This window comes from Rhizobium sp. Leaf321, from assembly GCF_001423215.1.
GTDB lineage: Bacteria > Pseudomonadota > Alphaproteobacteria > Rhizobiales > Rhizobiaceae > Neorhizobium > Neorhizobium soli.
In genome coordinates this window covers 855,356-879,836 of record NZ_LMOF01000008.1, presented here as the reverse complement: position 1 = coordinate 879,836, position 24,481 = coordinate 855,356, and the positions used below count along the sequence as shown (strand labels likewise).

The window sequence follows — 24,481 nt, the reverse complement described above, 5'->3', positions numbered from 1 at the left end:
AAACTCGGTTGCGATGCGATCCGCCCCAGCCGCCCTATAACTTGAGTTGACTAGACAAGTTTTTTCCGGTTTTCAAGACAGGCATCAAGAGATAACTTGAGTGCGAAGTGAAACATATGTGAGGATTGATTCCATGTACATCGCCATGAACCGTTTCCGCGTCGTGCCGGGCTTCGAGCAAGCATTTGAAGACATGTGGAAAAGCCGCCAGGGCCGGCTTGCCGAAGTGCCAGGCTACGTCGAGTTTCACATGCTGAAGGGACCGAAGGCCGACGATCACACGCTCTATGCCTCCCACACGATCTGGGAAACCGTTGAGCATTTTCAGGCCTGGACAAAGTCCGAACAGTTCCGTGCAGCCCATGCCAATGCCGGCCAGAACCGCGGCAAGGTCGAATACCTCTCCGGCCCGCAGTTTGAAGGTTTCGAAGTCATCATCAGTGAAGACAAGAACGGCGTCCGCGCCGCCGACGCAGCCTGAGGTCCGCAATGGACACCCACTCGGAGATCGCGCCCGACCGCCGCGAACGCGCGCTCAAAGCTCTCTCAGAAAAGCCCGACGGCGTCGTTGAATCGATTGCAGCAGGCGCCGATGTGACGGCGGCAGAAATCCTGGCAGTCCTGCCGGAGGGGTCGGCCGTCATTGCCGGCAAGGAACGCTTCGACGAAATCTGGTCGGAGCTGACCACCTGGGGCGTCGTGCTGTTTCTCGTTCACACGGAGGACGTGGTGGCCGAGATCGACGGCATCCTTCCGGCCGGATCGGAAAGCCACGGCTGGTTCAACATCCACGGCGACAGCCCGATCGGTGGCCACATCCGCAAGGACAACTGCGCCTCTATCACCTTCGTCGACCGTGCGTTCCATGGTCGCCGTTCCTGCTCGGTCTGGTTCATGAACCAGAAGGGCGCCGCCATGTTCAAGGTGTTCGTCAAGCGCGACGCTGGCCGTGAACTGATGGCGGATCAGCTGGTGAAATTCGAGGCTTTGCGCGATCGTTACGCGAGCCTGTAAGTGATGTAGGTTCGGATTGGATAATTTCCGAACCTCCACGATTTGCGCAGCAGCGCGGATCAGCGGACAACAGGCTCCTTAAAGAGCCGGCACCCATTTCCAGAACACGCCTTCCAATCTTTCCGGGTAATATTTGAACTCGCACTCGAGTTTTCGGCCGTAGGTTTCGGCCTGCGACAACGCCTCGGCACTGACAGGGCTCATGCCCGTCCCTGGCGCAAACCAGTCTTCCAGAAGATCTTCCGGCACATAGATGCCGGTCCTCAGAGGCAACGCCGTTAAGGCAGCATCGAGTTCTGCGGGTATCGTCCGTGGCGCCATTGTTTCATCCCTTCGATCGTTGATTGGAATCGAGCTCGATCTGTGAGCTTTCAGGAGGTTGTCCGTTTACAAGAATGCCCCACTGACACCGTTGCGTCGAGAAGAAATGGCGCCCGCGGTTCCCGCTCGCCCGCTGCCGACGGCATGAGCGCACAGGCAGAATGGTTCAATCTAGCCAAAAGCGCTCTGGACCCTAAGTTGGATAGAGGTGGGTGCAGCGTGTGCTAACCAATGAGGATAATGTCATGAAAATCGTCGCCTTCTCTGCCGGCCTTCTGGGACTTGCCCTGGCGCTCAGCAGTTGCACGACCGCCGGCGCCAGTGGTGGCGGATCTGACATTGCCCCGATCAAGGGGAGCATCACCTATGGCGGCCAGCCGCGTTCGAAGCTGACCAAATCCCCCATCGGCAGCACGTTTCCGCATGAGTTCATCGACCAGTTCGGCGACCGGGTGAGCGAGACCTATGTGATCGAGCCGGACCGCAGCCTGCGCATCATCGATCGGCACGTGATTTCAGAGTCTTTCTCCGACTAGAGGGCGCCCCGCGATCGACTTTCGTCGGGCGAGGCAGATTGACGCGCCTCACGCGCGCCTCTTGTGGGTTGCAGCCGTTGCACTTATTCCGTGTCGGGTAGATCGACATGGCATGATTGGGAGGCAACATGGCAGACGACGGGAACTGGGCGCCGCTTTCGCCTTACGCAACGGGCGTGCGAGGGCGCTGCCCGCGCTGCGGCCAGGGCCATCTCTTCAAGGGCTTTCTGACGATCAGGCCGCGATGCGAAGCGTGCGGGCTTGATTACGCCTTTGCGGATCCCGCAGACGGTCCGGCCTTCTTCGTGATCTGCTTTGCCTGCGTGCCCTCGGTGGCACTCGCAGTGTGGATCGAGACGGTGTTTTCGCCGCCGTTCTGGGTGCATCTTCTCATCTCTCTCCCCTTCCTGCTTCTGACCTGCATCCTGCCGTTGCGACCGCTGAAAGGCTGGCTTGTCGCCAGCCAATATATCTACCGGGCGCGGGAGGGCAGATTGCAAGGAAGCCCGAACGACGTCTGATTCTGGTGCGACCGGGTGGTCTCCGACTGCCGCTCGTCGCGCGAGTACCGGAACAATTTCCCGCGCCAACCATTCGACATGACAAGCAAGGAACCTGTCATGCCGGAAATGCAAGAGACTGAGACGGAAGCACAGCGGCGGTCGCTGGCGCTTGAGGGCGCAATGCTGCTGATGATCGACGGCCTTGCCGCAAGAGGCACCATTTCGGTGGATGAGGCAGAAGACATGCTTCGCATCCTGTCCACAAGCTCCGACGGATCGGCCCTCCGAGCCAACAATTCCCTGCGCGTCGTCAACCAGCTGAAGCGGTTGCGCCGGGGCGATGGCAGTGCAGCACCCGGCGCCTGAGGCGGACTCACATCTGTCGACGCAGAGATCACGTTTTCAGGAACCTTTTTTACGCCTCATCGTTCACCTCCCAACAGCAAAAGGAGACACTATCATGAATAGCATCGTATGGTTGGTAGGCGCAGTCGTCATCGTAATCGCGGTTCTGAACCTCGTTGGATTTGCTTGATTTGATTGCCCTTTTCCACTGAACTTCAAGTTCAGGTGGAGAAACAAAAAGGCGCCGGTTCTGATCGAACCGGCGCCTTTTTCGTATCTGTGACGTCCCGCCTGGGTAGGTCACTGCCCGCCGTCACTTCGGCGAGCAGTGCGATTAGATGAGGGCTCGCCTATTCGGCAGTCAGCAGTGCAAACGGATGATCGGCAAAGGCGAGGTTGACGGCGATGCTGTCCTTGGCCTCGACGTCCTTGCCGGTGGAGAGATCGCGGTAGCGACGGTTGGCGAGCTGTGCAGGCAGCTCCACTTCCGTCTCCGCCCAGCGCTCGCCCCGTGACGGATAGACGTCGCCGTTGAGCGCGCCGAAGACCAGCCGCGGTACGATCACGATCAGGGCTTGATCGCCATCGGTGCGGGCGAAGGCCAGGATGTTTTTAGCCCGGTTTCCGGTCGCCTTGAGCGGCACGTAGTCGCCCTTGCGGAACAGGTCCGGCGCGTCGCGACGCTGGTGCAGCAGACGCTGGATCAGGTGCTGTTTCAGCCGTCCGCTCAACCATCCGTCCTCTGTCGAGGAGTCCGGATTGTCGTTCTCCGCAGGGAGGTCCTGCAGCATGGCGAAATCCGGTTCGCGACGGTTGTCGGGGTCGACAAGGCTGAAATCAAGCGCCTCGCTGCCCTGATAGATGTCAGGCACGCCCGGTGCCGTCAGCTTGACGATCGTCTGGGTCAGGCTGTTGACCAGACCGGCCCGGATGAAGGGCTGGAGCGCCGAGGAGAAGTCCGCCAGGAATTCCTGGTTTTTCGGCGACAGCATGTAACGGGCGTAGTCGAGCACAGCTTTCTCGTAAGCCTCGTTGCTGTCGCCCCAGTTGGTGCGCAGCTTGGCTTCCTTGATCGACTTCTCGACATAGGCAAGGAAACGCTCCTCGAGTGCCTTGAGGCCGCTCTCGTCCTTCGGCTGCAGCGTTGTCGGCCAGACGCCTGCGAGCGCCTGATAGAGCATCCATTCGACTCCAGGCTCCGGTGCCGGGCCATCATCCAGCGAGACGACCTTCGTCGCGTTCATCTTGCGCCAGCGGGCAACGCATTCCGACCAGAGTTCCGGCGCCTCGGTCAGCACGTAGAGACGGGCACGGGCATCTTCGCCGCGCTTGGTGTCGTGCGTGGATGTCCCAGACAGCGCATCCGGCTGGCGCTCTAGCCGGGTTTCCATGTCATGATGGAAACGCTCGACCGAGAAGTCACGCGGCAGCGGTTCGGCGCCGACTTCGTTGAGTGCAAGCGCCATATGCTGACGGAAGAACAGCGTGTCTTCGACGGACTTTGCCATCAGCGGGCCGGTCAGCTGCTGGAAGCGGGTGCGGAAATTGGCCGCATCGCCCGAGGCTTTCTTGGAAACGTCGTTGCCGAGGATGCGGGTGATCAGATCGAGGCCTGCCTGATCCGGCGCATTCGGGCCCTGCCTGACCTTGTCGACGACGCTCTTCAGCATCTCGTGGCCCTCCGGCGGCAGACCTGCTTCCGTCCCATAGGTCCGGTAGACCGGGAATGCGACCAGCAGTTCGCGCAGTGCAGACCTCGTGGTTTTCTCGTCCACGCTGATGCCATCCGTGTTGGCGATCGCGACGGCAAGTTTCAGCAGCGTCGTGAACTCGCCCTCGAAGTTCTTGTCGGCCATCAGAAGCTTGGCAGCGCGCAGTTCGGCCGCCATGTCGACCGGCTTGCCGACAACGTCGTCATAGGCTTTGCGCAGACCGGCGATCTTTGCACCGTCCACAAGAGCGTCGGACAGCGAGGCGATGAACTCGTAACCCGTCGTGCCTGAGATCGGCCAGTCACTCGGGATGTGCTCACCTTCGCCGAGGATCTTTTCAACGGTGATGTAGCAATCGGGACCAGATTCCTGGCGCAGAAGCTCGATATAGGCCTTTGGATCGGCGAGACCGTCCACGTGGTCCACGCGCAAACCGTCGACGGCGCCGGAGTGAACCAGTTCGAGGATCAGGCGGTGGGTGTCGTCGAATACCTGTTTGTCTTCGACGCGGACGCCGGCAAGGCCGGTGATCTCGAAGAAGCGGCGGTAGGAGAGATCGCGCGGTGCTTCCCGCCACGACATCAGCCGGTAGGGCTGGCGCTCGTGCAGCTCTACAAGCGATGTCTTGTCGGTGAGCTTGGTCACCTCGGTCTCGCGGCCCTGATAAGTTTCCGGCGCGAGCGGATAGTAGCTGTCGTAATAGGCAAAAGCCGGCTTGCCGGTCTTCGGGTCGGGCTTCACCGAGATATCGCCATTGGAAAGTGCGGTCTCGAACGAGTCGCCGAGGAAAGGCAGCGTCAGCGGGCGCGACCAGTTGATGTCGAAATGCTTTGCGAACCGACTGTTCTGGCCATTTTCAATAACATCGCGCCACCACGTGTTTTCAAGCGATGCGGCCATGTGGTTGGGCACGATATCGAGGATCAGGCCAAGACCTGCGTCCTTCAACGTTTTCACCATGCGATCGAAGCCTTCGCGACCACCGATCGAGGGTTCGATCTCGTTAGCGTCGGTCACGTCATAGCCATGGGTTGACTCCGACGTGGCCGTGAAGATCGGCGACGCGTAGAGGTGGCTGATGCCGAGGCGCTTCATGTAAGGCACGAGCTCGCTCGCGCGATCGAAAGTCATGCCGTTGCGGAACTGGATACGGTAGGTAGCTGTCGGGATGGTCACTTGATGTCTCCGGCGGGCGCGAGGCGGACGATGATAGAGTTCTGGGGCAGATCCGGCGTTTCGGACGGCCAGGCAAAGAGCGTCTCACCCGGCAGATCGGGAAGCGGCTGCGCCTTTTCGCCGATGTTGAGCGCGATCGACAACGTTCCTTTCGGGAAAGTCCAGCTAACGGCCAGGAAGCCCTCGCCGGTCTTCAGAACCTTGCCCGAGTTGCCGGTGGCCGTTGCAAGCATCGGCACGATGTGCTGCTGGCGAAGGGAAAGCAGTTCCTTCGTCAGCGCAAGCCACTCCTTGCCATCGCGGCTATCGTGCTTCTTCCAGTCGAGCTTGGAGGCGTCGAAGGTCGTCTTGGCATTCGGATCGGGGACGACATCGCCCTCGTGGCCGGCATGGCCCTGGAATTCCTTCGCGCGGCCCTCGCGCACGGCCTTGGCAAGGTCGCCGTGGAAATCGGTGAAGAAGAGGAACGGATTCGTCTCACCATATTCCTCGCCCATGAATAGAAGCGGAATATGCGGCGAGAACAGAAGCGAGGCGTAAAGGACCTTGGTGCGATCGGCACCGGCAAGCTCGATCAGACGTTCGCCCTCGGCGCGGTTGCCGACCTGGTCGTGGTTCTGGATGAAATCCACAAAAGCGACGGGCGGCTGGCCTGCGCTTTTCACGCCGCGCTTTTCGCCGGCATGCGGCGAGACTTCGCCCTGATAGGCAAAACCTTCGGCCAGAACCCGGGCGACGAGCTTTTCCGGCTGCTTGGCGAAATCCTCGTAATAGGCGTGCGTTTCGCCGGTCGCGAAAACATGGACGGCATTGTGAAAGTCGTCGTTCCACTCCGCGGTAAACAGAGGTGCATTGCCGTCCTCGTCGCGCGGATGCAGGTCGATGATGTTGCGGGCGTCCTCGGTCGTCAGGTGGATCGGCCGGTCGGTAATCTCGGCGCGGATGCGCTCGGCGATCTCGTTCAGCACGTGGCTGTCGGAAATATCCTCGATCTGGTCGATCGCATCGAAGCGAAGGCCGTCGAAATTGTATTCATGCAGCCAGTAGAGCGCGGCCTCAACGATGTAGCGGCGGGTCGCATCGACGTCATAGGCGATGGCCGCACCCCACGGTGTCTGACGCTCCTTGTGGAAGAAGTCGGGCGCCAGAAGCGGCAGATAATTGCCCTCCGGGCCGAAATGATTGAGAACGAGGTCAAGCACGATGGAGATGCCGTGCGCGTGAGCTGCATCGACGAAGGCTTTGACATCATCGGGTGAGCCATAAGCGGCATGCGGCGCATAAAGAAGAACGCCGTCGTAACCCCAGCCACGGTTGCCGCCGAACTGCGCAATCGGCAGGATCTCGACCATGGTGATGCCGAGTTCGGCGAGATAGGGCAGCTTCTCGATCGCGGCGCGGAACGTGCCGTCAGGGGTGAAGGTGCCGACATGCATCTCGTAAACGACGGTTTCTTCCCAGGGGCGCCCAGTCCACTCCGTTGTCTGCCAGTCGTAGCTGGTCGGATCGATGACAAGCGAAGCGCCGTTGACCTCGGACTTCTGGGCACGGGATGCGGGATCGGCGACAACGGTACCATCGGCCAGCACGTAGTTGTATTCCGCGCCCGGTTCGACGCCGGTTGCCAGGATCTCGAACCATCCGTCGTCGCTGCGGCTCATCTCGGCATCCTTGCCGTTGAGACGGAGCACGACCGTTTCCTGGCCCGGAGCCCAGAGACGGAACCTTACCTCGCCAGCAGCGACATATTCCGCTCCCCAGGTTTTCGGAAAGCTTCGGAGTTCGGCGACGGCATTGACGTCCGACATGGGGTCCCTTTCATCAGGTTGAGAGCGACCGGCAAACGAGTGAAAGGCGTGACAGTTCCATCATGGAACAGGCAAACCTTTCACGATCCGTGATTTTCGCAGGCTGATGTTTTTCAGCCTGGAAAGCGCTCAGAGATCGAGCAGCGCATAAGGCCGACCTGTCGGCTTTTCGATATGCGAAGCAACGTTATAGACCGGCGCGCCCCCTGGCGTCCTGCCTTCGTAGCGGCCGCGGTGGGCATGGCCGTGGACAACAGCCTTGACCGGGAAGCGGTCGATCGTTTCGGCCAGACGCGACGAGCCGAGGAAGGGGAAGATTTCCTCCGGTTCGCCTTCCACCGTCTCGCGGATCGGAGCGTAGTGGAGCACGACCATGGCGCGTTCGGAGCGAACCTGACGAAGCGCGTTTTCGAGCCGCATCGTTTCCTCGACGCTTTCGGCCACCATCGCCTTGATCGCCGGCTCGCCGAAGGAACCCAGCATGTGACGCCCGAAGCCACCGGCAAAACCCTTGGCTCCGGCGAAACCGACGCCGTTGATTTCGACTGCCTGACCTTCGAGAAGGTGGACGCCGGCGTCCTTCAGGATGTGGGTGACTTCCTCGACGCAGCCACATTCATAATCGTGGTTGCCGAGTACGGCGACCATCGGGATCGAGCATGAGCGCAGATCGGCGGCAAGCAGTTCGGCTTCCTTGACCTTGCCAAGGTCGGTCAGGTCCCCGGTCAGGACCAAAATGTCCGCCTCCTGCGAGATCTCGGCAAACAGGTCCTTGTAGGATTCCGAGCCGTGTTCCTTGACGTGGAGATCGCCCATGGCAGCGATACGCTGCAGGCCCTCAGGCTTCTTGCGATCGCTTTTCTGTTTTTCGGCAGCCTTGTCAGACTTGCTCATACCGGGCCTCCTTCCAAAGTTTTTTCATCGACGCCCGCGCGCAGTTCTCCCTCGCCACCGACGTCGGCAAAACCCCATTCCTTGACGTCGATCTCGAAATCGATGCGGCTGAACATGCGGCCACGGCAGACCTTCATCTGCGGCAGGGGCAGTTCGCGCTGCGCCTTCAGGCGGTCGAGAAGCTCGTCGAGCAGCCAATCAGGAACCTTGTCGCGCTCGGTCGGGTAGATCCAGCGGAAGTTGAGAAGGTGGATCAGCAGCACTTCCCAATGCACTTCCATATGGTTGAGCAGCCGCTCCCAGTCAATCTGGTCATGGGCGCGCAGGATCGTGTGGACGATGTCGCCGCCGTCGTAGCGGTGACGAAGCTGGACGAAGCATTTCGACCAGATCAGCTCCGTCGGGGCGATAATACGGACCTTGTGGCCGTTCATCTCGATCTGTCTGGCATTCTCGAACCAGCTGTCGCTGATCGGCATCGTGCCGTTGGAGGCTGCAAAGATCACGTCGAAGAAGTGCTTGCCCTTCTTGACCTTGCCCAGCCAGCGGTCGTCCTCGACCTCGATCTCGTATCCCTTCTGTTTGAAATGCGAGAGGATCCGGGCGTAGTCACCGGCCTTGCAGAAGATATCGAGATCCTTGGTCTGACGGGTAATGCCGGTATAAGCGCTGAGCGCGAACGTGCCGGCCAGAAGGAACGGGATGTGGCAATCGACCAGATCCTCCAGCGCCACGGCAACGAAGGCCTCCGCATCGGCATCGGCCAGAAACGGTGCCGCCTTGACCTCGAGATCGGGCATTGCCTGGAGCGGATGGGGCGGCGTTTCCCGCGCCGCCGTCGGTGCGGGGGCGAGCCCATGGCGCTTTTCTACATCGGCATTCATCGGTTTTCTCCGAATGTCAGTGGGTAGCGGGAACAGCGCGTTTTCCCGCTGTTTCCCGCCTGAGCGTCAGGCTCAGCCTCACGGCTTTTCCTGGTTGTCCGCATTGGCCATCGGGCTTGGGCGTCCGTCCGGCTGGTCGCCGTCTTCGCGCTGGTCGATGTCTTCAAGATCGGTCTTGACCATGAAACGGTCGATTTCGCCGCGACGCGCGGCTTCGCGCACGGCTGCCGGGTTGGTCGTTTCCATCTGCTCGCTCAATTCGTCACGAACCGGTTCGCGCGCCTTGTCGTCTTCGTGCTTTTCGTTTTCCATCATGGTCTCCTTTGACGTCGTCAGGCCAGCAATGTGGCGAGCCGGTGGGGAAACCGCCGAGACGCTGCAGAGGTTCCGTGCTGTCGGGAACCGGGACACGGTTTGCCAAGTTTTAAGCGGAAACGAAGGAGGACGACATGCCGGCAAAATCAAGTGCGCAGCAAAAGGCAGCAGGCGCCGCGCTTTCCGCAAAGCGCGGCGAGACCAAGAAATCGGAACTGAAGGGTGCTTCCAAAAGCATGGAGAAGTCGATGAGCGAAAAGCAGCTCGACGAACTGGCCTCCACGAAACGCAAGGGGAAGCCGGAACACGCTTCCTGACGCTGGAGCGGCAATGTCTTCTCCTTTTGCACGAATCCGTTACACCTCTGATCCCAGGTGAACGGATAAGGATGAGCACTGTGACCAAGTCTTACGGATCGATGTCGATTGCCGAGCTTTCGACGCTTTTGCAGCTTGGCAAGGTCGATGCGGTTGAAGTGACCGAATCGGTCCTGTCGGCGATTGAATCCTATTCCGACAAGGCCGTGTTCGTGACGCTTCTGCGGGACCGTGCGCTTTCCGAAGCCCAAGCTGCGTCAAACCGCCTGCGCGAAAATCGCTCGCTCGGCATTCTCGATGGTATCCCGATCGCCTGGAAGGACTTATTCGACATCGAAGGCCTTTCGACCACGGCAGGCTCGAGCGTGATGGCCAAAGATCCGGCGGCGACCAAGGATGCAGCGGTCGTCGATCTCCTGAAACAGGCCGGCATGGTCGCGATCGGCCGCACCAACATGAGCGAATTCGCATTTTCGGGCATCGGCATCAATCCGACCTACGGCACGCCGGAAAATCCGCGCTCGACAGACATGCCCCGCGTGCCGGGCGGATCCTCGTCAGGTGCTGGCGTGGCCGTTGCAGCGGGCCTCGTGCCGGTTGCCATGGGAACCGACACGGGTGGCTCGGTCCGCATCCCGGCTGCCTTCAACGGCGTCGTCGGCTACAAGGCAACCCGTGGCCGATATGCCATGGACGGCGTCTTCCCGCTGGCGAGAAGCCTCGATTCGCTGGGACCGCTTTGCAATACCGTACAGGACGCCGTGTGGATCGACGCGGCAATGCGGGGTCTTGGCACACCGCTGACACCACGAAAGCCCACGCAGCCGCTCGATATCGTCATCCCCACCAATGGCGTGTTCGACGGCGCCGAGCCGGGTGTGGTCGAGGCGTTCGAGGCAGCGATCGAGAGGCTGGCAGCAGGCGGTGCCCGCATCACCCGCCTCGCCTTCCCGTCCTTCGACGAACTGCCGCAACTGATGGCGAAATACGGACCGATGGTGACGGCGGAAGCCTTTGCGCTCCATCGAGAACGACTGGCGGGTGCGGATGCTGGCGGAATGGACCCGCGCGTCGTTGCCCGCACCAGACTTGGCGAAAAGACCACGACCGCCGACTATCTCGCAATCATCGATGCTCGCGCCCGGATGACGGCAGAGACCGAGGCACTGATCGCCGATCGCCTCGTCGCCTTCCCCTCCGTCGCCCATGTAGCACCAGCCATTGCGCCATTGAAGGCCGACGACGAGGCGTTTTTCGCGGCCAACGGCAGGACGCTCCGCAATACCGGCTACGGCAATTTCCTCGACTGGTGCGGCGTGTCGATCCCCTGCGGAACCGGCGAAGCCGGCATGCCGGTCGGATTCCTCCTGTCGGCGGTTGCTCACGACGACGAGATGCTCCTCGCCGCCGCGATCGGAGCGGAAGAGGTGATCCGGGGCTGACCCCGGATCATTGTTTCGCAGGCCTCAGAACCCTTCGAGCACGATCTTGCCGCGGGCCTTGCCGCTTTCCAGCGTGGCATGCGCCTTCTTCAGGTTTTCCGCATTGATCGGGCTCATCACATCGGTGACGGTGGTGCGGATCCGGCCGGCATCGATCAGTGCGGCGACTTGGTTCAGAAGCTCTCCCTGCTCGTCCATGTCGGCCGTTTCATAGATCGACCGGGTGAACATCAGCTCCCAATGCACGGAAAGAGCCTTGCGCTTGAAACCGGTGATGTCGAAGGTTTCCGGATCATCGATCAGCCCGAACCGACCCTGCGGCGCGATCAGTTCGATGATCTCTTTCGTATGACGTGGCGTTTCGGTCGTCGAGAAAACGAAACCGGGCGCGCCGATCCCGAGCGCCTTCACCTGTTCGGCGATCGGCCTGGAATGATCGATGACGTGATGGGCGCCCAGTTCCTTGACCCAGGCCTGGGTCTCCGGCCGTGACGCCGTCGCAATCACGGTGAGGTCGGTCAGAGCCCGGACAAGCTGGATGGCGATCGATCCGACACCGCCAGCACCACCGATGATGACGATCGCATTGGCTGCACCTGGAACCGGCTTTTCGATATCGAGCCGGTCGAACAGCATTTCCCAGGCGGTAATCGCCGTCAGCGGCAAGGCGGCCGCCTGAGCATTCGAGATCGACTTCGGCTTGTGGCCGACGATCCGCTCATCGACCAGATGGAACTCGCTGTTGGCACCTTGCCGGATCAGCGAACCCGAATAGAACACTTCGTCGCCCGGCTTGAAGGCGGACACGTCATCGCCGACTTCGACCACCTCGCCCGCCACATCCCAGCCCAGCACCTTCCACTGGCCGTCTTCAGCCGAGACGTTCTTGCGGATCTTGTAATCGACCGGATTGACCGAAATCGCTTTCACCGCAACGAGAATATCCCGCCCCGTCGCCTTTGGCCGGTCCAGTTCGACATTTTCAAGCGCGTCGTCCCGATCGAGCGATCCGGCGGTCCTGTAGGCTATGGCTTTCATGGCGTTCTCCTTTGCGGGCAGAATTGATATAAGCCTCATATGGCGCTATGATCATCCAAAGCCAATACGCACAAAAACAGCCTATAGTGTCAAAAAGGATACCGTGATGGCCAAGGCCCACCATACCAGGTTCGACTGCAGCCCCGGCTGCTCGGTGGAAGCGGCGATCGGCCTGATCGACGGCAAGTGGAAGTCCGTCATCCTGTTTCATCTGCTGGACGGCACGCTGCGCTTCAACGAGATCCGCCGGCAGATCCCGGCCGTGACCCAGCGCATGCTGACCAACCAGCTGCGCGAGCTGGAGGCGGACGGGTTGATCACTCGCAAGGTCTATGCCCAGGTGCCGCCCAAGGTGGAATACAGCCTCTCGCCGCTCGGCCTCACCATCAAACCGATCCTGACCGCGTTAAAGGCATGGGGCGACGAGAATATCGGGCTCTACGGCAAGCCGAAACAGACCACGACCGATCTGCAGGCGGCGTCGATTCCGGCCTGAAAGAGGGCCTGACCTGCTCCGCACCAGCTACGGGGACTATCGCAGAGAGACAGGATCGGCGGGGGCAAGACGTTGATCAGCGACTGCGATAATCGTTTCCATAGGGGGCAACGTTGAGACTTTCCGTACTGATCCGGGGCAACAATTACATCGAGAAGGACCGTTTCGGCCTGCCGATGGATGCGCGCAAGAACATCGACTCGATCATCGAGAACATTGTCGCGCCGGTGCGTGAAAGCAATCCCGATGCGAAAATCTACCTCGCCACCTATGACAGCCCGGCCCTGGCCGAGCTTCAGGATAAGCTTGGACCGTGCGAGCTGATCAAGCTGGATGCGCAGGGCAGCTCGCAGATCGAGACCTACAAGGAAGGCCTCAAGCACGTGTTCGCCCAAGACGAATACGATGCGCTCGCCGTGATCCGCTTCGACCTGCAGTTCAGGAAGAAGATCTCGGACTGGAACGTCGATATCAGCCGCGACAGCATCTACTTTCCCTTCAAGGAATACAAATCCTACTGGCGTGACCACTGGCGCGTCGGCGACGCCGTGCATGTGATCGGCAAGAGCGCGATTTCACATTTCTACAATGCCATGATCATGAACCAGCTTTCGGGCCGCGCTCACCTGCATCTGATGTACTATTTCCTGCGCACCATGCACGCAAATCTGCGCTTCATCGAAGACGGCTACTTCGATTCCAACACGCTGTTTGCCAATCCCGAATGCGACAATCCGCTCTACAAGATCTTCAACCGGCCGCGACTGACGACACCGTCGCCGTCGATGGGCATGCAGCTCGGCGAAATCCAGGCCGAATAGGCGTTTCGACCTTGCCCGCGGTCGGGCGCGGACGCTGGAAATTGACCTGTTTGACAGCTTGGCACCAGCTTCAAGCCTTAAGGTTTCAGGCACTGGATCAACTGCAAACTTTTATTTTGGATACCGCCGCAGATGCTCAATATCGTCGTGCCGATGGCAGGTCATGGAAGCCGCTTTGCAAAAGCCGGCTACACGCTTCCAAAACCACTTCTGCCCGTGCATGACGTCGCGATGATCCGCCTCGTGATCGAGAACCTAAAGCCTTATGTCGAGCATCACTTCATCTTCATCTGCCAGGCATCGCATGTGAGGGACTACGGTCTCGACGCGCATCTGCGCCAGTGGGCGCCGGGTTGCGATATCTATCTGGTCGAAACCGTCACCGAGGGCGCCGCCTGCACCGTGCTTCTGGCGCGCGACGCCATCGACAACGGCAACCCGATGATGATCGCCAACTGCGATCAGTATGTCGATGTCGACATCAACGCCTACCTTGCCGCCGCAGACGGTCTCGATGGCCTGATCATGACCATGTCGGCGGACGATCCGAAGTGGAGCTTTGTCTCCTTCGGCGACAACGGCTTTATCGACAACGTCGTCGAAAAACAGGTGATCTCCAACCATGCCACCGTCGGCATCTACAATTTCGGCAAGGGATCGGATTTCGTCGCCCATGCCGACCGGATGATCGAGCGCGACTTCCGCGTCAACGGTGAGTTCTACGTGGCTCCCGTCTACAATTTCATGATCGAGGACGGCATGAAGATCGGCGCCTACTCGATCGGCTCCGTCGACAAGGGCATGCACGGCCTCGGCGTTCCCGAAGATCTTGAGAGCTTCCGCAATCTGCCGCTGTCTCTGAGAGTGACTCAGTCCATCAAGGAACCGGCATGATCCAGATCCTCAGTCATCGGGGATACTGGAAATCCCCCGAGGAAAAGAACACAGTCGAGGCCTTCGTCCGCTCCTTCTCGCTCGGCTACGGTACCGAGACCGATGTGCGCGACTGCCTTATCGGCGGCAAGCCGCGGCTGGTCATCTCCCACGACATTCCGAACGGTACCGAAATCTCCTTCGCTTATCTTCTGAGCCTCGCCAGACAGCACGGGTCTCCGACGCTTGCACTTAATATCAAGGCCGACGGGCTGCATGATATGCTGGCCGAGGTGCTGACCGCCGAAGGCTACGACAACTATTTCCTGTTCGACAGCTCGGTTCCGGACCTGATCCAGGGCGTGAAGCGCGGCATGACCTCGTTTACCCGACTGAGCGAATACGAGCGCGTGCCTTCGCTTTACAGCGAACCCGGCATCACCGGCGTCTGGCTGGACAACTTTCTGCCCGGCCGCTGGTACGAAGCGCCGCTGGTCGAAAAACTGCTGGATGACGGCAAGCTGGTCGCGCTTGTCGCGCCCGACCTGCATCGCCGGCACGACGAATACGAACCTTTCCTGCACTGGCTGGTCTCTTCCGGCCTGCGCGATCGCGAAGGGCTGATGATCTGCACCGATTTTCCCGAGAAAGCCAAAGAACTGCTGCGCGTATAGCGCAAAGTCTGGCGCACGAGGTTTGATGACGATGATTAAGGCTGTAATTTTCGACATGGATGGCGTGCTGATCGATGCCCGCGAGTGGCATTACGAAGCGCTGAACCGCGCGCTGGAACTGTTCGGCTTTACCATTCCGCTGCACGAGCACCTGACCACGTTCGACGGCCTGCCGACCCGCACCAAGCTGCAGATGCTGACCTCCACCCGCGGTCTTCCGGAATCCCTGCACGGATTCGTCAACGAGATGAAGCAGCGCTATACGACCGAGCTGATCCACACCAAGTGTAAGCCGGTGTTTCGCCAGCAATACGCGCTCGCGCGGCTGCGCGGCGAAGGCTACCGTCTCGGCGTCGCCTCGAACTCCATCCGCAGCACCGTCAACCTGATGATGGCAAAGGCCGGCCTCGAGGACTACCTGGAGTTCCAGCTCAGCAACGAAGACGTGAGCGTCGGCAAGCCCAGCCCGGAAATCTACCTGAAGGCCATCGGCATCCTTGGCCTCTCACCCGAAGAATGCCTGATCGTCGAGGACAACGACCACGGAATCCGGGCAGCGCGCGCTTCCGGTGCCCATGTCATGGTCGTCAACGACGTGTCCGAGGTGAACTACCAGTCGATCAGCAAGTCGATCGACAAGCTGCAGGCATCGTTCGAGCTTCCGGCACTGCAGGTGGTCGCATGAACATCCTGATCCTGATGGCGGGCGAGCCCCGCATCCTCTCCTCCGAAAGTTTCCCGACGCCGCTGGTCGAGGTGGACGGCATGCCGCTGGTGCAGCGTCTGCTCGAACAATGCGCGCGGATCACCGGCCACCGGGTGATCATCGCGATGCAGGAAAAGGAACTGCGCCGCTACCATCTCGACGACGTCGTCCGCCTGATCGATCCGACGGCCGAGATCGTTGCCGTCAAGGACAAGACCCACGGTGCGGCCTGCACCGCACTGCTTGCCGCCGGCAGCATCGACAATGACACCCCGCTTCTGATCCTCAACGGCGACGAATTCCTGACCGTTCCGATGGAAACCATCATCGCCGATTTCAGCCGGCGCGAGCTCGATGGCGGCACCGTCACCTTCCGGTCGGTGCATCCGCGCTATTCCTTCGTCCGGCTCGACGAGCGCCAGATGGTGGTCGAAGCGGCCGAAAAGCACCCGATCAGCGACAATGCGACGGCGGGCTTTTACTACTTCCGCAAAGGGTCCGATTTCGTCAAGGCAGCCAAGGCGGCGATCCGCAAGGATGCCCGGCACAACGACATGTTCTATGTCTGCCCGGTCTATAACGAGCTCGTTCTCGAGGACAAGAAGATCGGCGTCTACCCGATCGACGCGAAGGACTATCATCCGATCAAATCGGACCGCCAGCTGAGCGAACTGTCGATCTGAGAGGGCAAGATGAGCGAACCGTCCTATAATCTCGACAACATGATCGGCGGCTGGTTCGTCGGCGATTTCGATCCGAGCGTCGTCAAGACCGACGCGTTCGAAGTGGGCGTCAAGAGCTACAAGGCGGGCGATCGCGATGCCCGGCACTACCACAAGATCGCCCGGGAAATCACGCTCGTCGTCTCCGGCCGTGTCCGCATGCTGGACAGGGAATGGGGCGAAGGCAGCCTGATCGTCATTGAGCCCGGCACGGTCAACGCGTTCGAAGCGCTGACGGACGCTACGCTGACAGTGGTGAAGATACCGAGCGCCAAGAACGACAAGTATCTCGTCGACTGACCAAGAATCCTGTCCTCTCAACGAACGATATCAGCAGGTTAAGTCGGCCTGCTGAACAGATCCATGCGCGTCGGGCCGGGATATTGCCCGCAAAGCCTTGACGGACGGCTCTGCGTTCGCGACGATCTCCACCCCGCTGAACCACAGCGAAACGTTGGCACGAGCCCCACAAAGCTCAGCCGCAAATCATTCGATCGGAGACATTCATGGCCGAACTCTCAACCCAGGCGTTCAATCCCGAAACGCTGGCCGAGAGCCTGATCACGCTGCGCAAGGAAGGCCGCAAGGCGCCGTCCGCAAGCTTTGCCCTGCCCCAGGATCTGAGCGCCGGCATGGCGGCACAGAACGCCGTGGCACAGAGGATCGGCGCCAGCGCGAAGATGATCAAAGTCGCGATGTCGACGGACAAGCAGCCGGTGATCGCGCCGCTGTTCCCTTACGTGGAGACGACCAGCGAAGCGAAGCTTCCCTATCACCCCGGCACACGGTTTGAAGTCGAGATCGCCGTCAAGCTCGGCGCGGATCTGCCGGTAAGATCCGAAGCCTATACAAGGGCGGAAGTGCTGGACGCCGTGGCGGATGCCTATCTCGGCTCGGAACTGCTTGTCACCGCAGTCGAGGAAGGTGGCAGCGTCTCCTTCCCGCTCTACCTCGCCGACCGGATCGGCAATGGCGGCTATGCGCTCGGCCCGAAAGTGCCGAAGACGCTGATCGACACGGTCGGCGGGCTTGTCCTCAAGGTCACCCATGACAGCAGCCCGGTCTATGACGGACCAGTGGCCCATCCGGTCGGAGACGTGCTCGCCTGGCTGGTTGCCTATGCCAATGACACCAAGCGCCCTGCCACATCCCTCACCTCAGGGATGGCGGTGACGACAGGTGCGCTCTCGGGCGCGATGCCGCTGCCCGGCGCCGGTCGCGTCGTCGTGGAACTCGAAGGCGGTTATCAGATGAGCGTTCTGCTCTCGGCTTAACCGGAAATCTGCAGCACGCGACCCCAAGGCTCGCGTGCTGCCTTCACGACGTGAGGATCACGGGCAGGTGTTGACTGGTGCCGCCTTGACGATCGGGAAGCAGCCTTTCCACTGTTCGGTGCGGGCCGGCCACGGCGTCAGCGTCTTCGGGCTTTCCTCGAGCTGCAGCACGCCGAGCGCCTGCAGATCCTTCACCCGGCCGTCGAGATATTCCTTGATCACCGAAATCTTGCCGTCCTTGACATGGGCGATCCAGACATCGTTGACGACCTGGCGGTTGCCGCGCTGAAACGTGCGGAACTGCAGCTCCACCGCGATGCGGCCGGTCGTCGTATCGATGAAGAACGCGTCTTCCGGAAGGTAGATGCTGGTATCCTTGGCCGCCTTGCAGAACGTGTCGAGGTCGGCGAGCATCTTGTCGCGACCGGTGATGCTGCTGGTCGGGTAGGAGAACGCCACGTCCTCCGTAACGGCATTCGTCATCAGTTCGAGATTGCAGGACGCCCAGGCGGAGGCGAGGTCGAAGACCAGGTTCTCCATGGCGGCACGCGCGGGATCGGTGGACGGCGTGCCCGCGAAGGTGACACCGGGACGGATGTCCGCGGCTTGAGCCGAGCCGACGGAGGCGACGACGAGAGCGGCGGAGAGAGTTTTGAGCACGAAGCTGCGAAGATGGAAGGTCATTACGAGTTCCCCGGTTTGTTCGTTTATCGAACTTGTGTTCGGATATGAGTAGAAAAGCGTAAATTCTGGTGCAGTGCAATATCACCGTGTCGAGATCTTGCTGATTTCCATCAAGACGATCCGAGCGCCGCATCTGCGACATTGCGCATCAGGCAAGCCGTGGTGACCGGACCGACGCCATCCGGCACATGCGTCACCGTGACGTTGCGCCCAGCAACCGCGTCGAGATCGACATCCCCGACAAGTCCGTTAGGGCCGCGATTGATCGAGACGTCGAGCACGATCGCGCCATCGCTCAGATGGTCGGAACCGATCAGCCCGGCAACGCCCGCAGCCGTCACGACGATATCGGCGCGGCGCGTATGAGCCGCCAGATCCCGTGTCGCCGCATGCGCAATCGTGACGGTCGCCTCCGCGTCAAGCAGCAGGTTGGCGAGTGGACGACCGACGATCCGCGACGCCCCGACCAGCACGATCTCGCGCCCTTTGAGCGACCCGGCCAGCGCCTGCGCCATCAGGAGACAAGCCTTCGCCGTCGCCGGCGGGCGGGTCATGGCACCGAGCGCCAGGTCACCGGCATTGAGAGGATGAAGTCCGTCCACGTCCTTGCCCGGCCCGATCAGAACAGCAGCCGTGCGCGCATCCATGCCCGCTGGCAACGGATAGAGCGTCGCGATTGCATCGATCTCGGCCACTGCTGCCAACTCTTTCAGCCGCGCCGTCAGCGCGCCGACATCAGACGGATAGGCTTCGAGCTGCAGGTCTATGCCGACCTCCTGCGCGCTGGCCTGCTGACGACGCGCATAGGCGGCCATGCCGGCATTGCTGTCATCGAGCAGCACGACGCAACGAACCGTCCGACCACTTGCCGAAATGCGCCGCCGTGTTTCGGCATTGATCCCGGCTGCAATTTCGAACCCGGTGACGATCTCAAGCATGTGACTTCCCTAGAGTGTGGAGGCTATCTGCCCGGCGCAGATTTTCAGCCTTGCCGCCATCTCCGCCAGCGCCGCATCATCATACTGTCCATGCTCGAAGATGATCGACACGGCACCGACGACCTCGCCGATGCCGGGATGAAACACGGGGGCGGCCAGCGATGCGACGCCGCTGACATATTCGCTGTCGGTCAGCGCATAGCCGCGCTCACGGATCTGTTTCAGCGCCTCCTCCAGACGATCCCGGTGGGTCTCGGTCTGGTCGGTATGGGCCGAGAAGGCGGCACTGTCGAGGATGGCATCCAGCCGCACCGTATCGAGGAATGCAAGGATCGCCCGCCCCGAAGCCGTCGGCAGCAACGGCACCCGCGTGCCGGTCGTGACCCGATTGAGCGTGAATTTAGACGGTAGGAACGCGTGCGCGACATAGACGGCATCCGTCTCGTCCAGCATCGCATAGGAGACGGACTCGCCGACCTCCTGCGCCGCATTGCGCAGCACCGGCTGGATGATCTGCGGAATGCCCCGGCCCTCGATAAAACCCTGGCTCAGCCGCAGCACATGGGGGGTCAGCTCATAGCGGCCGCGATCGCAGGCGAGATAGCCAAGCTGCTCCAGCGTCCGCACCAGCCGCCGTGCAACGGCGCGGTTGAGCTGGACCTTGTCGGCAATCTCGCTGATCGTGATGGCGCGATCCTTCGCATCGAAAGCAAGCAGGACCGCAAGCCCCTTGGCGAAGGTCAGCGAGACTTCCTTGTCGTTTTCATCCAGCACCGGCGCTCCTTCCAGACCCGAGGTTGAACTCGTGTGCCTATCTTTTCCGCACCGCAACATTTTTCACCTTGACGAACCGGCGACATAAGTTACGATTTAGCGAACAATTGCTCGATAAGCGAACAAACCATGCCGTTTCAGTTTTGGCAAGACCTCAAGACCACCGATTTCGCAGCCATCGACAAAGGTCGCGCTGTCGCGGTCCTGCCTGTCGGCGCGACGGAGCAACACGGCCCGCACCTGCCGCTGGCCACTGACAGCATCCTTGCCGAACGCATGGCGATCGAGGCAGCGCGGCTCGTCGAGGATGCAGCTGTCTACATCCTTCCGACCATCGCTTACGCCAAATCCGACGAGCACCTGTCCTTTCCCGGCACGCTGACACTCGATGCCACGACGCTTCTGGCAACCCTCACCCAGATCGGTCACGGCGTTGCCCGCGCCGGCTTTCGCAAGCTGGTGTTTCTGAATGCCCATGGCGGCAACGTTCCGGTTCTGCAGATCGTGGCGAGAAGCCTGCGGCTGGAAACGGAGCTGTTCGTGGTATCGGCAGGATGGATCTCGATGGGCTTTCCGCCGGGCCTCGTCTCGGCGCTCGAACAGCGCGACGGCATCCATGGCGGACTGGTCGAAACCGCGGCCATGCTGCATTTCCGGCCGGATCTGGTCGACATGAACGAAGCCCGCAATTTCGTGCCGGCCTCGGCAGCCGTCGCCGAGAACAACGACGTCCTTCGCCTGCTCGGCCCGATCAGCGTCGGCTGGGTCGCGGAGGATCTGCACCCGGCAGGAGTCGCCGGCGATGCCGCATCCGCAACGCCTGAGATCGGCGCCGCCATCGTTGCCCATGCGGCGGCCCGTTACGCTAAACTTCTGGACGAGGTCGCAGCGCATCCGGGCATGGCTGCCATCGGGACACAACCGATATGAGCGCCGTTCTGCCGCCCTTCGGCGTCGCCCCGCTCACCATCCGCAATCTTCGCGCACCCGCAGCGCTGGTCGATGGCCTTCCCCATCACGCAGCAGACAGCCGCAGCGGCCTCGTCACCTTCGACGTCACGATCCGCGACGGTCGTTTCCATGCGCCAACCTCAAGCGAGCGCGAGTGGGATGCGCAGGGACGCCTCGCTTTGCCCGGCTTCATCGACATGCACGTCCATCTCGACAAGGCTTTCACTGCAGAGCGAACCGGGTTTTCCGACAACGGCCTTGCCGGCGCCGTCGAACTGGCAATGGCCGACGCGCCAAACCGAACTGTCGAGGATATCGTGGAGCGCATGGACCGCGCACTCGTGAAGGCCGAACAGCATGGCACGGTCGCGCTGCGCACCCATCTCGATACGTTCGAGGAACCCGAAAACAGCCCCGCCTGGATCGCCTTTGGCGAAATCCAGTCAGCCTGGAAGCACCGTCTGACCCTGCAGGCGGTCGCCCTGATGGCATTGTTTCGGGTGGAGCAGGACGGTTTCGATCGACGCTGCGCGCAAATCGCGAAGCGCGACGGCGTGCTCGGCGCCTTTATCGGACCGGGCAGCGCCACGCCGGAGCGGATCGACAGGCTGTTTCTGGCAGCCGCAAGACACGGGCTCGACCTCGATCTTCACGTGGACGAAACGACGGACGCATCCGCTGACGGCCTTTCGCTCGTCGTCGAAACGGCCCTGCGGCACAAGTTTGCCGGACGCATCGTCGCCGGACATTGTTGCGCGCTTGCCCAAAAGCACGAACCCGAAGCGCAGGCCCTGATCGCCGGCATTGCCGAAGCCGGCATCCATGTCGTCGCGCTGCCGCTCACCAACGGCTTCCTGCAGGACCGCAAACCCGGCCGCACGCCGCGTCTGCGCGGCCTTGCCCCGGTCACCGAACTGCGCGCCGCCGGCGTCAACGTCGCCTTCGCGTCGGACAATGTGCAGGACGCATTCCACCCCTACGGCGATTTCGACATGCTGGATGTGATGCGCCAGGCGCAGTTCCTCGGCCAGCTCGAAGGCGATCCCGCCGGCTGGTCCACCGCCTGCCATTCTGGACCGGCGGCCGCCGTGGGTCTCGAGAACGCCGGCATGATCCGCGCCGGCGGACCGGCGGATGCCATCATTTTCGAAGCGACCGGCTGGACCGACCTCTTCTCCCGCACGAACACCGCCCGCACTGTTTTGCGCAACGGCAAACCCTTGGGCATCGAGACTGCCGAAGCGGCAGGTATCGAACGGAGGTGCGCGTGAGTGCAGAGCTGGAAGCCTGCCGGGCAGCCCTCGCCCGGTTCGACATCGACGACAATCCGCGCACGGTGCAGCAGAAAAGCCGGGATTTCTACTGGTACAGCCCGGTCCTGAAGGATCTTTTGCAAGACGTCTGCGGCGATCTGGTGGTTGCTCCCCGCAGCGAAGCCGAGGTGATCGAGATCCTTTCGATCTGCCACCGCTGCAACGTGCCGGTTACCGTGAGAGGCGCCGGCACCGGCAACTACGGCCAGTCCATGCCGCTACAGGGCGGCGTCGTCCTCCATATGAAACACATGAACGGGGTCGTTCGCATCGGCAACGATCATCTCGTTGCCCAAGCCGGCGCCGTCATGGCGGATCTTGAACAGGCGGCGCGTGAAAAGGGCCTGGAAATCCGCCTGTTTCCGTCCACCACGGCAACTGCGACGCTCGGCGGTTTCATCGCCGGCGGATCGAGCGGTGTCGGCGCCATCCGCTGGGGCGGCCTGCGCAATCCCGCCAATATCCGCCGCCTGCGTCTCGTGACGATGGAAGCAGAGCCTCGCGTCCTCGACCTTGTCGGCGACGACATTGCCAAGGCGGCACACGCCTACGGCGTCAACGGCGTCATCACCGAAATCGAGATCCCGGTCGATCCGGCCGGAGACTGGGTCGACGTGCTGATCGGCGCCCCCAACTTTGCAGCAGCGACCCGGCTCGCCTTTCGTCTCGGTGAAGATGACGCGATCACGCTCCGCATGCTCTCGACCTTCGAAAGCGCCATTCCCGATCGCTATTTCACCCGGCATGCGGCTTTCCTGAAATCCGGCGAGGCGCTGATCGCGGTCATGGTCGCAAGGCAGGATCTCGATACGCTGGTGACCGCAGTCGACGATACCGCCGGCGCCGTCATCCGCTTCCGCGCCGACCGGGATGGTGCCGGCATGCGCCTGCCGCCAGCCTATGAGCTCGCCTGGAACCACACGACGCTTCGGGCGATCAAGATCGATCCGTCGATCACCTACCTGCAGATGATGCTGCCGCAGGACGATCTCTATGGCGCGATCGACCGCATCGCCGAGACATTCGGCGACGAGCTGATCCTGCATTTCGAATTCACCCGGTTTTCCGGCAAGGTCGCCGCCGTCGCCATGCCGCTGCTGCGATACGAGAGCACTGAGCGGCTCGAAGAGGTGGTCAAGATCCTGGAAACACGGCTGGGCGTCACGGTGTTCAACCCGCACCGGGTAACGCTCGAAGAAGGCGGCATGAAACGCACAGATCCGGCCCAGCTCGAATTCAAGCGCCACACGGATCCGAAGGGCCTGCTCAACCCCGGCAAGATGATCGCCTGGACGCATCCTGACTGGGTCCCCGCTCCCGGCCGCATCTTCCTTTTCAACCGATAACGAGAATTTTGGACCGATGAAGGTACATGTCATTTACGCCCACCCGCTGAAGGAAAGCCTCGCCTCGCGTCTGCACGATACGGTCGTCGCGAGCCTGCTCGAGGCCGGGCATACGGTGGACGATCTGGATCTTTACGCCGAAGGGTTCGATCCGGTTCTGTCGGCGGAGGATCGGCGCGATTATCACGACCTTTCCATCAATCGCAGCCGCGTCGCGCCCTATGTCGACCGGCTGATGTCCTGCGATGCGCTGGTTCTTTGCCATCCCGTGTGGAATTTCGGCTGGCCGGCGATCCTCAAGGGCTATTTCGACCGGGTGTTTCTGCCCGACGTGTCGTTCAAGCTGCAGGACGGGCAGCTTTCGCCGGGCCTCACCAATATCCGCAAGCTCGCGACCGTCACCACCTACGGCTCGAAACGCTGGCGTGCGATGGTTCTCGGCGATCCACCACGCCGCAATGCCACCCGCTTCCTGCGCGTCGTCTGCAATCCGCGGGTGAAGGTGAAATATCACGCGCTCTACGATATCAACAACGTCACCAATGAGCGCACGGAGGCCTTCATCGAGCAGGTCCGCACGTCCATGCTGCGGTTTTGAGATGAG

The 24,481-nt window shown here is 61.3% G+C and carries 29 protein-coding genes; 19 read left to right on the top strand and 10 right to left on the bottom strand.

The genetic code is table 11. From position 1 onward, the window contains the following. Positions 1-133: 133 nt before the first annotated feature. Together ASF70_RS21355 and hutX are read left to right on the top strand one after the other, a co-directional pair. The gene (locus tag ASF70_RS21355) at positions 134-481 is read left to right on the top strand and encodes an antibiotic biosynthesis monooxygenase (RefSeq protein WP_062582599.1); all 348 of its coding nucleotides are present in this window, start codon (positions 134-136) and stop codon (positions 479-481) included. A gap of 8 nt (positions 482-489) precedes the next feature. Further along, positions 490-1,014, top strand: coding sequence for a heme utilization cystosolic carrier protein HutX (hutX, locus tag ASF70_RS21350; RefSeq protein ID WP_062582596.1), 525 nt, complete (start codon positions 490-492; stop codon positions 1,012-1,014). 78 nt (positions 1,015-1,092) lie between these two features. On the opposite strand, the gene ASF70_RS21345 is transcribed toward hutX, so the two are convergent. Then, positions 1,093-1,335 carry a hypothetical protein gene (locus tag ASF70_RS21345; protein WP_062455136.1) on the bottom strand — a complete coding sequence of 81 codons (243 nt, stop codon included), beginning with the start codon at positions 1,333-1,335 and terminating at the stop codon, positions 1,093-1,095. A 245-nt stretch (positions 1,336-1,580) separates the two neighbouring features. On the opposite strand from ASF70_RS21345, the gene ASF70_RS21340 reads away from it, so the two are divergent. The 3 genes from ASF70_RS21340 to ASF70_RS21330 all read left to right on the top strand — a co-directional run bounded on the left by ASF70_RS21340 (position 1,581) and on the right by ASF70_RS21330 (position 2,740). Then, complete coding sequence (locus ASF70_RS21340) at positions 1,581-1,871, top strand: hypothetical protein (protein ID WP_062455134.1); 291 nt, start codon at positions 1,581-1,583, stop codon at positions 1,869-1,871. 128 nt (positions 1,872-1,999) lie between these two features. Then, positions 2,000-2,392 carry a DUF983 domain-containing protein gene (locus tag ASF70_RS21335; protein WP_062455132.1) on the top strand — a complete coding sequence of 131 codons (393 nt, stop codon included), beginning with the start codon at positions 2,000-2,002 and terminating at the stop codon, positions 2,390-2,392. A 99-nt stretch (positions 2,393-2,491) separates the two neighbouring features. Further along, positions 2,492-2,740: a hypothetical protein gene (locus ASF70_RS21330; protein WP_139283784.1), complete on the top strand. Its 249-nt coding sequence runs from the start codon at positions 2,492-2,494 to the stop codon at positions 2,738-2,740. A 329-nt stretch (positions 2,741-3,069) separates the two neighbouring features. On the opposite strand, the gene treY is transcribed toward ASF70_RS21330, so the two are convergent. The 5 genes from treY to ASF70_RS21305 form a co-directional block, all read right to left on the bottom strand. Further along, the gene (treY, locus tag ASF70_RS21325; protein WP_062582594.1) at positions 3,070-5,607 is read right to left on the bottom strand and encodes a malto-oligosyltrehalose synthase; all 2,538 of its coding nucleotides are present in this window, start codon (positions 5,605-5,607) and stop codon (positions 3,070-3,072) included. Next, entirely contained in the window at positions 5,604-7,415 is a 1,812-nt protein-coding gene (treZ, locus tag ASF70_RS21320; RefSeq protein ID WP_062582593.1) for a malto-oligosyltrehalose trehalohydrolase, read from the bottom strand. The genes treY and treZ overlap by 4 nt, the downstream gene beginning before the upstream one ends. Positions 7,416-7,544: 129 nt before the next feature. Then, positions 7,545-8,231, bottom strand: coding sequence for a metallophosphoesterase (locus ASF70_RS21315; RefSeq protein ID WP_062457815.1), 687 nt, complete (start codon positions 8,229-8,231; stop codon positions 7,545-7,547). A 74-nt stretch (positions 8,232-8,305) separates the two neighbouring features. Then, positions 8,306-9,109 carry a nucleotidyltransferase family protein gene (locus ASF70_RS21310; protein WP_062457812.1) on the bottom strand — a complete coding sequence of 268 codons (804 nt, stop codon included), beginning with the start codon at positions 9,107-9,109 and terminating at the stop codon, positions 8,306-8,308. Between the two features lie 162 nt (positions 9,110-9,271). Continuing rightward, positions 9,272-9,508 (bottom strand): hypothetical protein, encoded by a 237-nt coding sequence (locus tag ASF70_RS21305; protein ID WP_162238003.1) that lies wholly within the window; start codon positions 9,506-9,508, stop codon positions 9,272-9,274. A 134-nt stretch (positions 9,509-9,642) separates the two neighbouring features. Here ASF70_RS21305 and ASF70_RS21300 point away from each other — a divergent pair, with 134 nt between their 5' ends. Continuing rightward, positions 9,643-9,825: a DUF3008 family protein gene (locus ASF70_RS21300; RefSeq protein WP_062582591.1), complete on the top strand. Its 183-nt coding sequence runs from the start codon at positions 9,643-9,645 to the stop codon at positions 9,823-9,825. 80 nt (positions 9,826-9,905) lie between these two features. Beyond that, positions 9,906-11,267: an amidase gene (locus ASF70_RS21295; protein ID WP_062583158.1), complete on the top strand. Its 1,362-nt coding sequence runs from the start codon at positions 9,906-9,908 to the stop codon at positions 11,265-11,267. 24 nt (positions 11,268-11,291) lie between these two features. Here ASF70_RS21295 and ASF70_RS21290 read toward each other — a convergent pair whose 3' ends face one another. Further along, positions 11,292-12,305, bottom strand: a complete 1,014-nt coding sequence (locus tag ASF70_RS21290; protein WP_062582589.1) for a zinc-binding alcohol dehydrogenase family protein — start codon at positions 12,303-12,305, stop codon at positions 11,292-11,294. 106 nt (positions 12,306-12,411) lie between these two features. On the opposite strand from ASF70_RS21290, the gene ASF70_RS21285 reads away from it, so the two are divergent. The 8 genes from ASF70_RS21285 to ASF70_RS21250 all read left to right on the top strand — a co-directional run bounded on the left by ASF70_RS21285 (position 12,412) and on the right by ASF70_RS21250 (position 17,871). Continuing rightward, on the top strand, positions 12,412-12,801 hold the full coding sequence (locus tag ASF70_RS21285; RefSeq protein ID WP_062582587.1) for a helix-turn-helix domain-containing protein: 390 nt from the start codon (positions 12,412-12,414) through the stop codon (positions 12,799-12,801). 113 nt (positions 12,802-12,914) lie between these two features. After that, on the top strand, positions 12,915-13,622 hold the full coding sequence (locus tag ASF70_RS21280; protein ID WP_062582585.1) for a hypothetical protein: 708 nt from the start codon (positions 12,915-12,917) through the stop codon (positions 13,620-13,622). A gap of 132 nt (positions 13,623-13,754) precedes the next feature. Beyond that, positions 13,755-14,516 (top strand): glycosyltransferase family 2 protein, encoded by a 762-nt coding sequence (locus ASF70_RS21275; protein ID WP_062582583.1) that lies wholly within the window; start codon positions 13,755-13,757, stop codon positions 14,514-14,516. Beyond that, complete coding sequence (locus ASF70_RS21270; RefSeq protein WP_062582582.1) at positions 14,513-15,169, top strand: hypothetical protein; 657 nt, start codon at positions 14,513-14,515, stop codon at positions 15,167-15,169. Before ASF70_RS21275 ends, ASF70_RS21270 begins: the two co-directional genes overlap by 4 nt. 25 nt (positions 15,170-15,194) lie before the next feature. After that, a complete protein-coding gene (locus ASF70_RS21265; RefSeq protein WP_244474099.1) occupies positions 15,195-15,854 on the top strand; it encodes an HAD family phosphatase in 660 nt (219 codons plus the stop codon). After that, positions 15,851-16,558 carry a glycosyltransferase family 2 protein gene (locus tag ASF70_RS21260; protein WP_062582579.1) on the top strand — a complete coding sequence of 236 codons (708 nt, stop codon included), beginning with the start codon at positions 15,851-15,853 and terminating at the stop codon, positions 16,556-16,558. The genes ASF70_RS21265 and ASF70_RS21260 overlap by 4 nt, the downstream gene beginning before the upstream one ends. A gap of 9 nt (positions 16,559-16,567) precedes the next feature. Further along, on the top strand, positions 16,568-16,897 hold the full coding sequence (locus ASF70_RS21255; RefSeq protein ID WP_062582577.1) for a hypothetical protein: 330 nt from the start codon (positions 16,568-16,570) through the stop codon (positions 16,895-16,897). Positions 16,898-17,103: 206 nt separating this feature from the next. Beyond that, positions 17,104-17,871 carry a hypothetical protein gene (locus ASF70_RS21250; RefSeq protein WP_062582575.1) on the top strand — a complete coding sequence of 256 codons (768 nt, stop codon included), beginning with the start codon at positions 17,104-17,106 and terminating at the stop codon, positions 17,869-17,871. A gap of 57 nt (positions 17,872-17,928) precedes the next feature. Here the strand turns inward: ASF70_RS21250 and ASF70_RS21245 are convergent, their stop codons facing one another. From ASF70_RS21245 to ASF70_RS21235, 3 genes are all read right to left on the bottom strand, one after another. Further along, positions 17,929-18,555: a nuclear transport factor 2 family protein gene (locus ASF70_RS21245; protein WP_200943570.1), complete on the bottom strand. Its 627-nt coding sequence runs from the start codon at positions 18,553-18,555 to the stop codon at positions 17,929-17,931. Between the two features lie 110 nt (positions 18,556-18,665). After that, on the bottom strand, positions 18,666-19,493 hold the full coding sequence (locus tag ASF70_RS21240; protein ID WP_062582573.1) for a bifunctional 5,10-methylenetetrahydrofolate dehydrogenase/5,10-methenyltetrahydrofolate cyclohydrolase: 828 nt from the start codon (positions 19,491-19,493) through the stop codon (positions 18,666-18,668). Positions 19,494-19,502: 9 nt separating this feature from the next. Next, positions 19,503-20,267, bottom strand: coding sequence for an IclR family transcriptional regulator (locus tag ASF70_RS21235; protein WP_062582570.1), 765 nt, complete (start codon positions 20,265-20,267; stop codon positions 19,503-19,505). Between the two features lie 129 nt (positions 20,268-20,396). Between ASF70_RS21235 and ASF70_RS21230 the strand changes: the two genes are divergently transcribed. From ASF70_RS21230 to ASF70_RS21215, 4 genes are read left to right on the top strand one after another with little or no spacing between them, the layout of a single operon-like run. Then, complete coding sequence (locus ASF70_RS21230) at positions 20,397-21,197, top strand: creatininase family protein (protein ID WP_062582568.1); 801 nt, start codon at positions 20,397-20,399, stop codon at positions 21,195-21,197. Next, positions 21,194-22,489 (top strand): amidohydrolase family protein, encoded by a 1,296-nt coding sequence (locus ASF70_RS21225; RefSeq protein WP_062582565.1) that lies wholly within the window; start codon positions 21,194-21,196, stop codon positions 22,487-22,489. The genes ASF70_RS21230 and ASF70_RS21225 overlap by 4 nt, the downstream gene beginning before the upstream one ends. Continuing rightward, positions 22,486-23,877 carry an FAD-binding oxidoreductase gene (locus tag ASF70_RS21220; protein ID WP_244474098.1) on the top strand — a complete coding sequence of 464 codons (1,392 nt, stop codon included), beginning with the start codon at positions 22,486-22,488 and terminating at the stop codon, positions 23,875-23,877. The genes ASF70_RS21225 and ASF70_RS21220 overlap by 4 nt, the downstream gene beginning before the upstream one ends. A gap of 16 nt (positions 23,878-23,893) precedes the next feature. Further along, complete coding sequence (locus tag ASF70_RS21215; protein WP_062582563.1) at positions 23,894-24,475, top strand: NAD(P)H-dependent oxidoreductase; 582 nt, start codon at positions 23,894-23,896, stop codon at positions 24,473-24,475. The last annotated feature ends 6 nt before the right edge of the window (positions 24,476-24,481 follow it).

Excerpts from the sequence above, each read along its gene's own strand:
- ASF70_RS21355 (WP_062582599.1), top strand. The coding sequence starts at position 134 with ATGTACATCGCCATGAACCGTTTCCGCGTCGTGCCGGGCTTCGAGCAA.
- hutX (WP_062582596.1), top strand. The coding sequence starts at position 490 with ATGGACACCCACTCGGAGATCGCGCCCGACCGCCGCGAACGCGCGCTC.
- ASF70_RS21345 (WP_062455136.1), bottom strand. The coding sequence starts at position 1,335 with ATGGCGCCACGGACGATACCCGCAGAACTCGATGCTGCCTTAACGGCG.
- ASF70_RS21340 (WP_062455134.1), top strand. The coding sequence starts at position 1,581 with ATGAAAATCGTCGCCTTCTCTGCCGGCCTTCTGGGACTTGCCCTGGCG.
- ASF70_RS21335 (WP_062455132.1), top strand. The coding sequence starts at position 2,000 with ATGGCAGACGACGGGAACTGGGCGCCGCTTTCGCCTTACGCAACGGGC.
- ASF70_RS21330 (WP_139283784.1), top strand. The coding sequence starts at position 2,492 with ATGCCGGAAATGCAAGAGACTGAGACGGAAGCACAGCGGCGGTCGCTG.
- treZ (WP_062582593.1), bottom strand. The coding sequence starts at position 7,415 with ATGTCGGACGTCAATGCCGTCGCCGAACTCCGAAGCTTTCCGAAAACC.
- ASF70_RS21315 (WP_062457815.1), bottom strand. The coding sequence starts at position 8,231 with ATGGGCGATCTCCACGTCAAGGAACACGGCTCGGAATCCTACAAGGAC.
- ASF70_RS21310 (WP_062457812.1), bottom strand. The coding sequence starts at position 9,109 with ATGCCCGATCTCGAGGTCAAGGCGGCACCGTTTCTGGCCGATGCCGAT.
- ASF70_RS21305 (WP_162238003.1), bottom strand. The coding sequence starts at position 9,508 with ATGATGGAAAACGAAAAGCACGAAGACGACAAGGCGCGCGAACCGGTT.
- ASF70_RS21300 (WP_062582591.1), top strand. The coding sequence starts at position 9,643 with ATGCCGGCAAAATCAAGTGCGCAGCAAAAGGCAGCAGGCGCCGCGCTT.
- ASF70_RS21290 (WP_062582589.1), bottom strand. The coding sequence starts at position 12,305 with ATGAAAGCCATAGCCTACAGGACCGCCGGATCGCTCGATCGGGACGAC.
- ASF70_RS21285 (WP_062582587.1), top strand. The coding sequence starts at position 12,412 with ATGGCCAAGGCCCACCATACCAGGTTCGACTGCAGCCCCGGCTGCTCG.
- ASF70_RS21275 (WP_062582583.1), top strand. The coding sequence starts at position 13,755 with ATGCTCAATATCGTCGTGCCGATGGCAGGTCATGGAAGCCGCTTTGCA.
- ASF70_RS21270 (WP_062582582.1), top strand. The coding sequence starts at position 14,513 with ATGATCCAGATCCTCAGTCATCGGGGATACTGGAAATCCCCCGAGGAA.
- ASF70_RS21265 (WP_244474099.1), top strand. The coding sequence starts at position 15,195 with ATGACGATGATTAAGGCTGTAATTTTCGACATGGATGGCGTGCTGATC.
- ASF70_RS21260 (WP_062582579.1), top strand. The coding sequence starts at position 15,851 with ATGAACATCCTGATCCTGATGGCGGGCGAGCCCCGCATCCTCTCCTCC.
- ASF70_RS21255 (WP_062582577.1), top strand. The coding sequence starts at position 16,568 with ATGAGCGAACCGTCCTATAATCTCGACAACATGATCGGCGGCTGGTTC.
- ASF70_RS21250 (WP_062582575.1), top strand. The coding sequence starts at position 17,104 with ATGGCCGAACTCTCAACCCAGGCGTTCAATCCCGAAACGCTGGCCGAG.
- ASF70_RS21245 (WP_200943570.1), bottom strand. The coding sequence starts at position 18,555 with ATGACCTTCCATCTTCGCAGCTTCGTGCTCAAAACTCTCTCCGCCGCT.
- ASF70_RS21240 (WP_062582573.1), bottom strand. The coding sequence starts at position 19,493 with ATGCTTGAGATCGTCACCGGGTTCGAAATTGCAGCCGGGATCAATGCC.
- ASF70_RS21230 (WP_062582568.1), top strand. The coding sequence starts at position 20,397 with ATGCCGTTTCAGTTTTGGCAAGACCTCAAGACCACCGATTTCGCAGCC.
- ASF70_RS21225 (WP_062582565.1), top strand. The coding sequence starts at position 21,194 with ATGAGCGCCGTTCTGCCGCCCTTCGGCGTCGCCCCGCTCACCATCCGC.
- ASF70_RS21215 (WP_062582563.1), top strand. The coding sequence starts at position 23,894 with ATGAAGGTACATGTCATTTACGCCCACCCGCTGAAGGAAAGCCTCGCC.